Genomic DNA, 9,914 nt, shown 5'->3' on the forward strand with positions numbered 1-9,914 from the left:
GTCATTGCCGGGACTGACGCCTCGATTGCCAGGGCATCGCAAATCTCTGCCCGACGCTCAGGACTCATGCGTCAATTGCCGCAGGAATCGGCCAAGCTCGGCGCGGAGGTAGGGCTTACGGATGACAGGAAACTCGCCTATCGCGCCGTGCTGCGCCAGGACATCTGCCGCATTACCCGAGGCAAGCAGGATCTTGATGCCCTCATACAGCCGTCTCGCCTCGCGCGCGAGCTCGATGCCGTTGACCCCGCCAGGCATCACCACGTCGCTGAGCAGAATATCGGGCTGCATTCCGTTCTTGAGCATCCGTAGCGCGCCGACGCCATTGCGAGCGTAGATAACCTCATAACCGAGCCGCTTCAGCATCGTCAGCGTGACATCCAGGACTTCGTCATCGTCCTCGACCAGCAGCACCTGTCCCGAGCCTGCCGGCGTATCGTGCGCGGGCGTGGCCGCGGGCTCTACCACAGGGGCTTGTGCCGACCGGGGCAAATAGAGGCAGATCGTGGTTCCCGCGCCGACGGCGCTCTCGATGGTGACATGACCGCCGGACTGCCGAACGAAGCCGTAAACCATGCTCAGCCCCAGCCCGGTCCCCCGCCCGACCTCCTTGGTGGTGAAGAACGGCTCGAACGCCCGGTCGAGCGTTTCCGGAGTCATGCCGCAGCCCGTGTCGGTAACCGAGATCATGACATAGCAGCCGGCCGACACGCCGGCGATCGCATCGTCATCCAGCGTGACGTTTCGCAGGCTGATTTCGAGAAGTCCGCCGCCATTCGGCATCGCATCGCGCCCGTTGAGCGCGAGGTTGAGCAGCGCGGTCTGCAGCTGTGCGGGATCGATGTAGCAAGGCCACAACCGATCATCGCCGACGAGACTGAAATTGCATCCCTCGCCCGCCGCCTGGCGGATCACCTCCTGGAAATCGCGAATCAGGCAATCGGCATAGACCGGCTTCGGTGTCAGCTTCTGCCGTCGGGAGAAGGCGAGCAGCTGAGCGGTCAGGTTGGCGCCGCGATCGGCCGCCTTCCGGGATGCTGCCGCCAGCTCGCGGGCATGATCCCGGTCCGTCTCGGCGCTCTCGATCAACTCGAGATTCCCGGAGATCACCATCAGCAGGTTGTTGAAGTCGTGGGCGATGCCGCCGGTGAGCTGGCCGATCGCCTCCATCTTCTGGCTCTGGTGAAGCTGCTCCTCGATCAGTCGGCGCGCCTCGATCGCCTGCTTGTGCTCGGTTGTATCCCGAAACAGCACGGCAAGACCTTCGCCTGACGGAAACGCGTTAATGTCGTACCAGACGCCACGCCGGGCACAAAACCGCTCGAACGAGGTAGATTGCTGCTTCGACACCGCCTCCTGCAGCAAAACGGCGACGTCAGGCTCTGCGGCAGCAACCGAAAACGCTTCCCAGATGTCCACGCCGATGAGATCGCGCTCCTCGGACAGATGTGCCTGGGCGCGGGCGTTGAGATAGGAGACGCGAAACTCCCGATCAACGATCATGACGCAATCGTTCGTGCTCTCGAAGATCGAGGTGATTCGATTGGCGGCCTCCTCGGCTCTTTCCTTGGCCTCGTAGAGTTCCCGCTCGCGCGCGGCGAGCGCGTCGGCCATGGTGTTGAATGCGTCAGCGACCCAGGAGAGCTCCGACCGCTTGTCGCGAATATGCACCCGCTGTGCATAGTCCCCGAGTCGCCACTGGTTCGCGGCATCGACCAGTTGCTTGAGCGGCTGATGAATGAAGCGCCGAGCCCCGAACCATGACAGCAGCAGGACCAGTGTCGCGCCGAGCGCGATGAGCAGCACGTCCTGCCAGGTCCGGCGCTCGATCCAGCTGAAGGCCTGTGCCTTGTCGAGGCCGACCGCGACGAGCAGCTCTCCGGAATCTGCTTGCAACGTCGAGTAGCCCACGATCCGCTCGACGCCCTTGAGATCGACGGTCGTGATCGTGCCCGAATGGTCGGAATGCATGTAGCGCTGACCGGGCATCTGGCGGCCGACGAATTTGCCGTTGTTGGGATAGCGCGCGAGGTAGGTCCCGGCGCGATCGGCGATGGCCAGCGCAGCGCCGCGCGGAACGCCCATCTGCAGGATGAAATTCGCCAGCCACTCCAGATTGAGTGCGGCGACGATGACGCCGGCGAACTCCCCATGCTCGTCCGAGAACGGCAAAGCGAACGGGATGAGCTCGCGCCCGGTCAACCTGCCGATCGAATAGATCCCGACTGTGAAATGGCCCGTCCGCATCGCTTCGGTGAAATAGGAGCGGTCCGCAACATTCACACTTTGGCCGTTGGTGGTGCAGATGGACTGTCCTTTCATATCGACGATGATAAAGGTCAGGAACGCCGGAAAGCGCCCCTTGAGCGTCGACAGATAGCCGCTGCAGGCCCGCGAATCCCTTTCTTTGATCGCCGGAAGCTCCGAGAGCGCGATCAACACCTGGCGAATGCCCTCGACGACCTGTTGCTGCTCGGCGGCGGCGAGCTTGGCGAGGCCAAGCGCCTGTTCCTGAACCTCGGCCTGGCGGGAACGACGGAGATCGATCTCATTGTAGGACTGGATCGCGATTGCCGGCAGCAAGGCGACGGCAATGAGTGCAAACAAGCGCGAGAGCAGCGTCACGGCTCAGTGTCCGGGACGATAAATCCGGCTTGCAGCCAGCCTTGCCGGGCTGCGCCAGGACACGCGACGGTATCCGCGCCGAGGATGGACAGGGCGACGAGCAGAAGCCGTTCGACCTGGCACCCGGCTTGTATCCGGACACAGCTCCGCGATCTCCATCTCTCACTCCATCGAGTCGACAGGAGATGCATGCGCTCTGTTACTGAAAGATGTTCAGTAACGACAATTGCATTACGATTGCAACGCAAAGTCATGTATCCGGCGCAATGCTAGTGGCTGCCGTGGTGGTGGTGATTGCGATCGTCATCTGCCTGATGATGCTGCTGCGAGCCAGGACGAGCTGTCGTTTCGACGCTCAGGCGAGACGATTAGGGACCATTCCAAAGAAGGCGGCTTCAGCTCGATGGAAGTCGTCGGACGGTTCCTGGATATGCGCGAAGTTCAGACCAGGACCAACCTCGAGCTCGTGCTCCCCCACAGCTCCAGCCGACGGTCGCTACCTCGACGATCTCGTTGGTGGGCCCGGCAGGACTCGAACCTGCAGCCAGACCGTTATGAGCGGCGGGATGCTGGAAGCGCTGATGCGCAGCCTTGCTTTGCTGGGCGAGCCCCGCCCGACACATTCCTCGGCCGGTGGCCAGTTTCGACTCCGTCCGACGAAGAGCCGGGGCAATAACAGCGAGCGGAGCGCAAAGCCGCAATCTCTTCTTCACCGCAACCCGACGTTGGACAGAACTGAGTCTCAGCGACGTGAGCTGCGACCAGCAGGGTCTTTGGTCGCGGCGGGCTTGTAGCCCGCGCCCTGATGAAGCAAGCGCTCAAAGTCGCGGATCATGCGCTTGATGTGGTCGCGTGTTATCGCGTTCATTTCAGCCAATTCCTGTAGCTATGGTGCACGCGATCCACATCGCAGGATTCGCTTTTCCTGCACGATGTAGAGGGCGAGCATTTCGAATTGGGTGGCGAGAGCACGGTAGCTCCGGCTGATGTTGAGCAGGTTCGCACGCCGCTCAGGTACGCTGGGCATTTGCGCGCGAGTTTGGTAATCGGACGAGAGTTGACGGCACCGCGCAGCCTTCGCTTCAGTTTTCTTGGGCATTGATTGCGAACAGCTCCGCGCCTTTATCGGTGATCTTCATATGGGTGTCGCTTTCGTGCAGCCACAGCCGGCCTTGCGCGATGGCGTAGTCGAGGCCTGCCTTGTATTCGGCCGGCGCGGCGCCGAGCCCGGTCGGTATCGGCCCGCTGATCTTTTCGATGTTAAGGCGGCCGTCCTGTATCGGCTTCAGCGAACGCGCAATTTCCATCAGCTTGCTGCGGCCTCAGGGGCAGCGTACGGGCGTGGTTCAACGAACTTCATCGCTTCACGTCTCAAACTCGAAATAGTTTCATTGCTACCAATGCGATTGCGACCGACCCCATCAAAACGAGGCCGACAGTGTACAGGCGATCCGGAATATTCATCCCAAACCTCATTCGTCCAAATTTGCGGATTTTGCGGTTCGGACGCTGAGTGTCGATTGATCCCGAGGACAATGGCACCACGTTCCGAAATCGACATCATCGACTTTGCCGAGCATGCGAGGCACGTGCTCGGCCAACCCCCTGCATGCATTTCCACCACGAGCCGGTGCATGCGGGGGGTATGGGGTGGATCAAACCGTGCTGGCGAGCGCCTTGATGATCTCTTCGCGGTCGATGTCGGGCATCACGTCAACTTTACGCTTGCTTGTCCACGGGCGATGCGCTCGGCGGCCTCGCAATGTGGCTGATGGATTGCGAACCATTGCGGGTTCGTCGGGTCCTTGGTCTCTGCACCGCAAACGGAACCGAACGGCGGAGCCGGCGGATTTGTCTTGGCCTGCTTGTCAATGAAAGCGATTGATATCGGCCGGCGCCTTGACGCGGCCGCGCTCGGCCCTCCCAGCACAATGCTCCAGCCATCGTCGGTGAGATCGCGCACCTGCTCGGGTGAGGTGCGGCATCCGCTCTTTCTGGAGCTTGCGAAAGATCGTCGCGTTTTGGCTAGGGGTCGTGCCCGGTTGGTACCCAGCCGATTTCGGGTACCATCACCCGGTTCTGGCTAGTGGTGGGCGCACAAGGGATCGAACCTTGGACCTCTCCCGTGTGAAGGGAACGCTCTCCCGCTGAGCTATGCGCCCGGATCTCGGTGGCGGGGGCGGCGTTGAAGCCGGCCAAGCGCCCGAAGCAGTCCGTCGGAGGGTGCGATTTACGAAGAGCGGGCTATCGGTGTCAAGGTTTGCGCCGCCCTCCAGCGTGGAATTCTCCGCCAGGCAGGCTCCTGCTCGGAGCCGGTAACGCCGGAGCAGTGCTAGGCCCCGATCTGGCGGGCACGCGAGGCGTGGGCCTGCAGGGCGCGAATGCGCTCGGCCAGGGTGCCGCCCTGAGCGCCGGCCGCGGCAGGTGCCGCAGCGGTGCCGTTCGCATTGCCATTGGCCGGGCGGGTGGGCGCCGGTTCTGCGGCCAGGATCGCTTCGATGGTGGAATTCGGCCCCTCGATCTGCATCGCGAGCTTGGCCACCTCGGCGGCGATGTCGTTGATGCGTTCGCGCAGCAGGGCGTTTTCCATCCGCTCCTGGGCCCAGGTGCTTTCGGCCTGCTGCTGGACCGCGTTCATCTCGCGCTGCAGCTTGGCCCGCTCGTCACGGGCGGCGCGGAGCTGCTCTTCCAGCGCGGCCTTCTCGGCCTTGAGCTTGTCGACGGCCGACGACTTGCCCCCGGAAAAGCCGGCGATCTCCTCGCGCAGCTCCTGCACGGTGCGCTCAGCGGCCGTATTGGCCTGACGAAGCTGGTTGGTCTCGAAATCCCGCTCGGCCAGCAGCTTGCCTTGGGTTGCCAGCCGCCCCTCGAGGTCCGCGACCCGGCTCGCCAGCATCTCGGCTTCCTTGACCTGGACGATCAGCTGACGGTCGAGGTCGGTGACGCGCTGGCTCAGATTCTCGACCCGGCCGCGCGCATCGGTGAGTTCGCGCGTCGTGGTCTCCTGTTCGCCGCGCTCCTGCGCCAGCCGCGCCTGGGTGGCGGCCAGGTCTTTGCCGGCATCGCCGACGCGCGCCGTCAGCTCCTCGACCTGGGTTCGCACCGTCACCAGCTCGATCTGGCGGTTGTCCGCCAGCATCGCGCGGTCGTTCAGATCGGTCGTCAGCTTCGACAGCTCACTCTGCTTGTTCCGCAACGCCTGCTCGGCGGCGCGCAGCGAATCGGTCTTGGCGTTGACCTCCTCCTCGGTGGCGCGGAGCTGGTCCTTGAGCGCCTTCTCCCGGGCTTCCAGCGCGAAGATCGCGGCGTTCTTCTCGCCCAGCTCGATCTTCATGCGGTTGATCGCATCGGTCTTCTTGCCGAGCTCGGCAAGTTGGCTCGTGGTCTTGCTCTTGAGCGTTTCGACGCTGAGCTCGAGCCGCCGTGCCGACATGGCGAATTCGGCGCGGAGCTGGTCCTTGTCAGCCTGGATCTCGGCCATCGACAGTGGCGTGGCGGCTTCGAGGCGGCGCGTGGTCAGCCGGACGGCCCGGTTGTGCACCAGCGGCACGACCATCAGGGCGCATAGCATTGCGACCAGAAAACCGATCGCAAAATACATGATCGGCTCGACCATGGGACGCAGGCTCCGGGACGTTGGGCTTGATGGAATCACAATGACATGGCCGCAGGGACGAAGCCAGCCTGTTGCCAGGTTAACGTTGATCCATCAGTGCAGAATGTGTCGGCCCGGCATCAGAACGGGTTCCAGGTCGGGCTCGGCGTGTATTTGAGGTAACCGACATTGGCGCCGAGCCGGAGGCCGATACCCGAGCGGATAGGCACCAGCACGATGTTGTTGGCGGTGAGCGCGGTCATGCCGAAGCCGCCGACGATATAGGCCGAGCCGTCGATGCCGACGAAGCGCTGATAGATCGCGTTGGTCGCGGGGAGGTTGTAGACCAGCGTCATCGTGCGTGCGCCGTCGCCGCCCCAGTCGAAGCCGAGCGAGGGGCCCTGCCAATAGACGCGCAGGTCGCCGGCGTTCTTGGTGTAGAGCGTGCCCTCGCCGTAGCGCAGGCCGGCGACAAAGGCGCCGGAGCCTTCCTCGCCCAGCACGTAGCCGTTCGGCAGGCCCCATTGGCTGACGGCGCGTTCGATCACCGAGGCGAGGCCGCGGGAGACATTGCCGAAGAACCGATGTCCGGCGTTCACCAGCTCGTCAGGTCCGTAATTGTCCGGTCCCGGCGTGCGCTGTGGCGGCGGCAGATTCTGAGGTGGCGGCCCCTGCTGTGCGCTCGCCGGCAAGGCAAGGCCGATGAAGGCCGCGAGCGTCGCGGCGGCAAGGCGTAAACCGAAACTCATGAAAAGGTCCCCTGCTATCGAACGTCCGACCGTCGCTTAACCTGACGCCAACCACCCCGCAGCGATGATCGGAGAGGGGCAAAGCCCCATCGACTCCCACTTTATCGGCACCAACTATGACCGGACAACGGCAACAACAAAACCATGGGCTGCCGTGGTCGCGATTTCGCCCGGGAATGGCCGTCTTTGTGCTGCTGGCGGCCTTCGCGGCAGCCGTCGGGGTACAGGCTGCGACCACGGAGCGGATCATTGCCAACCGTTTCAGCGGGCTGGCCATCGATGGCTTCGACCCCGTCGCCTATTTCGTGGATGGACAGCCGATCCTGGGCCTGCAGGAATTCGAGGCCTGGCAGGGCGGGGTGGTCTGGCGCTTCCACAACGAGGGCAACCGCGCCTCCTTTCTCGCCCATCCCGAGATCTACGGTCCGCAATTCGGCGGCTACGACCCCATGGACGTCGCCCGTGGCGTCACCGTGGCCGGCAATCCGCGGCTCTGGCTGGTGGCTGATCAGCGGCTGTTCCTGTTCAGCCGCGAGGAAAGCCGCGAGGCCTTCGCCGCCGACCCCGAGCGTTACCTGCGCCAGGCGACCGAGCGCTGGCGGGTGCTCGAGCGGGATCTGCCGCAATAGAGACGATGATCGTCTCAGCAGACCGGCGTGATGGCTGCCGGGTCGCCCCAGGCGACGAAGGAGGGGATGATGAACCCGTCCCGCCCCACACCGAAGCGCAAGGGAGCGCCGCTTTCCGTGGTGACCGCGCCGCCCGCGGCGGTCACGACCGCGTGGCCCGCGGCCACATCCCATTCTGAGGTCGGAGCCAGCCGCGGGTAGATGTCGGCGGTGCCTTCGGCCAGGCGCCCGAATTTGACCGCCGAGCCGAGCGGCAGCCTCACCGCGCCGGGACGGCTCCCGATGAAGGCTTCCGTGCGCGCATCCCCATGCGACCTGCTGACCGCGGCAACCCAGGACTGACCAGGTTCCGGCATCTTCCTTGTATGGATCGGGGTCGGCGCGCCGATTCTGCCGTCTTCGAATGTCAGACGCTCGGCGCCGCGGCCGACCACGCCGCGCCAGATCAATCCGAGCGCCGGAGCGCAGACGATCCCGAGCAGGGGGGTGGCCTCGGTGACCAGGGCAAGATTGACCGTGAACTCGCCGCGACCGGCGACGAACTCCTTGGTGCCGTCGAGCGGATCGATCAGGAAGAAGCTGCCGCCGAAAGGCTGGGCCGGCGCCGCAGCTTGTTCCTCCGAGAGAGTGGGAATCTGCGGCGCAATTCGCATGAGTCCGTCGGCGATCACCCGGTCGGCGGCAAGGTCGGCCTCCGTGACCGGAGAGCCGTCGGATTTTTCGGTCACGTCCATGGCCCGGCGATTGACCGCGAGAATGGCCCGGGCGGCCTGCACGATCAGCTCAGTCAGCGGCTCCATCAGGGCAGCGGCAGTCTTGGCGTCGATGGTCGGGCGTTCAGATGCCGCGGCGTTCATGGCAATTTCATCCTCTGGCGTAAACACGAGCAGGTGACGGACCGGCATGGCTCGCGTTTCTGCTCCTGTGCATCTTTTCGGGCTCGCGCTCGCGTTGGGCGGAGCAGGTATCCAATTCTCGGCCGTGGACGTGGTCTCGGTTCGCAACGTCCGGGCGCGAAAACCTATACGCAGTTTTCCGGATCAGTTCTAAGCTCATATGGCCGTTCATGCGCTTGCAGTGTATCAAGCCTGAAAGCACGCATGATTCGTCAAAAATCGTGGATTTCCAGGAACATCGAATGTCAGGCACATCGTCCCCCGCTCCTGCGACCCAGTATCCCGCCCCCGATACGCTCGAACTCGCCGCATTGCTCTGCTCCAAGGTGTGCCACGATTTGATCAGTCCCGTCGGCGCCATCGTCAACGGGCTTGAGGTTCTCGACGACAATCCGAAGCCGGAAGATCGCGACTTTGCGCTCGAGCTGATCCGCAAGAGCGCCAAGACCGCGTCGGCCCGGCTGCAGTTCTGTCGCCTTGCCTTCGGCGCGGCCGGCTCTGCGGGCGCGCAGATCGATCTCGGCGATGCCCAGACCATGGCGCGCGGCCATATCGAGGATGCCAAGACCTCGATCGTCTGGAATCTGCCGCGGCTGCTGTTGCCGAAGAACAGGGTCAAGCTCCTGCTCAACATGATGGTGATCGCGCAGCAGACCATTCCGCGCGGCGGCGTCTTGACGGTCGATCCGATCGGGGAGGGCGAGAGCATGAGCTTTCGGGTTGCTGCCACCGGTCTCAATGCGCGATTGCCGCAGAACATCGTCAATCTTCTTGGCGCGACCCATGAGGGACCGATCGATGCCCATGCGGTGCAGCCTTACTATACGCGCCTGTTGGCCGAGGCTTGTGGGCTGAAGGTGACGCTGGCGGCCGACGGCGATGCGATGGTGGTTTCCGCCGCCTGATAGCGATGGCGCTTGTTCTCATTCGGTGCGAGGGCGCGCGGCATCCCGCGCGTTATGGTTAACCGAACCTTGCCAAGGGAACGTCTACAAGCGCAGGGTGAATCTTATCTCTTTGTTGAGCCCATTCATTTCCGCTTACTCAACCAATATTAAACGGTTTGCATCGAAACTGGCCACGGTTTGAAGGCGCGTCATGTCGCGTGCCGTTGCGTGCGAAGGCCTGGTTTCATGGATGATCTGTTGCGTGAGTTTCTGACGGAGACCAGCGAGAGCCTGGACACCGTCGACAATCAGCTGGTGCGGTTCGAGCAGGAGCCGAACAACGCCAAGATCCTGGATAACATTTTCCGCTTGGTGCACACGATCAAGGGGACCTGCGGCTTCCTCGGCCTGCCGCGGCTGGAGGCGCTGGCGCACGCCGCCGAGACGTTGATGGGCAAGTTCCGCGACGGCATGCCGGTGACCGGCGAGGCGGTGACGCTGATCCTGACCACGATCGACCGGATCAAGGACAT

General features: G+C 63.5%; 8 protein-coding genes and 1 tRNA gene. 3 read left to right on the forward strand and 6 right to left on the reverse strand.

The annotated features are described in order from the left end of the window. Window positions 1-57: 57 nt before the first annotated feature. From ACQR1W_RS27460 to ACQR1W_RS27480, 5 genes are all read right to left on the reverse strand, one after another. Window positions 58-2,625 (reverse strand): ATP-binding protein, encoded by a 2,568-nt coding sequence (locus tag ACQR1W_RS27460; protein ID WP_434853726.1) that lies wholly within the window; start codon window positions 2,623-2,625, stop codon window positions 58-60. A 1,082-nt stretch (window positions 2,626-3,707) separates the two neighbouring features. Continuing rightward, window positions 3,708-3,932, reverse strand: a complete 225-nt coding sequence (locus ACQR1W_RS27465) for a hypothetical protein (protein WP_434853727.1) — start codon at window positions 3,930-3,932, stop codon at window positions 3,708-3,710. A gap of 780 nt (window positions 3,933-4,712) precedes the next feature. Then, window positions 4,713-4,787 (reverse strand) — tRNA-Val (locus ACQR1W_RS27470). Window positions 4,788-4,957: 170 nt separating this feature from the next. Then, on the reverse strand, window positions 4,958-6,241 hold the full coding sequence (locus tag ACQR1W_RS27475) for a hypothetical protein (protein ID WP_434853728.1): 1,284 nt from the start codon (window positions 6,239-6,241) through the stop codon (window positions 4,958-4,960). Between the two features lie 119 nt (window positions 6,242-6,360). Next, window positions 6,361-6,969 (reverse strand): DUF1134 domain-containing protein, encoded by a 609-nt coding sequence (locus ACQR1W_RS27480; RefSeq protein WP_008974287.1) that lies wholly within the window; start codon window positions 6,967-6,969, stop codon window positions 6,361-6,363. A 176-nt stretch (window positions 6,970-7,145) separates the two neighbouring features. Here ACQR1W_RS27480 and ACQR1W_RS27485 point away from each other — a divergent pair, with 176 nt between their 5' ends. Then, window positions 7,146-7,598, forward strand: coding sequence for a YHS domain-containing (seleno)protein (locus tag ACQR1W_RS27485; RefSeq protein WP_434853729.1), 453 nt, complete (start codon window positions 7,146-7,148; stop codon window positions 7,596-7,598). A 14-nt stretch (window positions 7,599-7,612) separates the two neighbouring features. On the opposite strand, the gene cysQ is transcribed toward ACQR1W_RS27485, so the two are convergent. Then, window positions 7,613-8,455: a 3'(2'),5'-bisphosphate nucleotidase CysQ gene (gene cysQ / locus ACQR1W_RS27490; RefSeq protein ID WP_434853730.1), complete on the reverse strand. Its 843-nt coding sequence runs from the start codon at window positions 8,453-8,455 to the stop codon at window positions 7,613-7,615. A 281-nt stretch (window positions 8,456-8,736) separates the two neighbouring features. Between cysQ and chpT the strand changes: the two genes are divergently transcribed. Next, window positions 8,737-9,399 (forward strand): histidine phosphotransferase ChpT, encoded by a 663-nt coding sequence (gene chpT, locus ACQR1W_RS27495; RefSeq protein WP_434853731.1) that lies wholly within the window; start codon window positions 8,737-8,739, stop codon window positions 9,397-9,399. A gap of 228 nt (window positions 9,400-9,627) precedes the next feature. Next, window positions 9,628-9,914, forward strand: a 287-nt coding sequence (locus ACQR1W_RS27500; protein WP_434853732.1) for an Hpt domain-containing protein, incomplete at its 3' end; no start/stop codon positions are given.

This window comes from Bradyrhizobium sp. HKCCYLS1011 (genome assembly GCF_051167795.1).
Lineage (GTDB): Bacteria > Pseudomonadota > Alphaproteobacteria > Rhizobiales > Xanthobacteraceae > Bradyrhizobium.

Coding starts and splice junctions, on each gene's coding strand:
- chpT (WP_434853731.1), top strand. CDS start 8,737: ATGTCAGGCACATCGTCCCCCGCTCCTGCGACCCAGTATCCCGCCCCC.
- ACQR1W_RS27465 (WP_434853727.1), bottom strand. CDS start 3,932: ATGGAAATTGCGCGTTCGCTGAAGCCGATACAGGACGGCCGCCTTAAC.
- ACQR1W_RS27480 (WP_008974287.1), bottom strand. CDS start 6,969: ATGAGTTTCGGTTTACGCCTTGCCGCCGCGACGCTCGCGGCCTTCATC.
- cysQ (WP_434853730.1), bottom strand. CDS start 8,455: ATGAACGCCGCGGCATCTGAACGCCCGACCATCGACGCCAAGACTGCC.
- ACQR1W_RS27475 (WP_434853728.1), bottom strand. CDS start 6,241: ATGGTCGAGCCGATCATGTATTTTGCGATCGGTTTTCTGGTCGCAATG.
- ACQR1W_RS27485 (WP_434853729.1), top strand. CDS start 7,146: ATGGCCGTCTTTGTGCTGCTGGCGGCCTTCGCGGCAGCCGTCGGGGTA.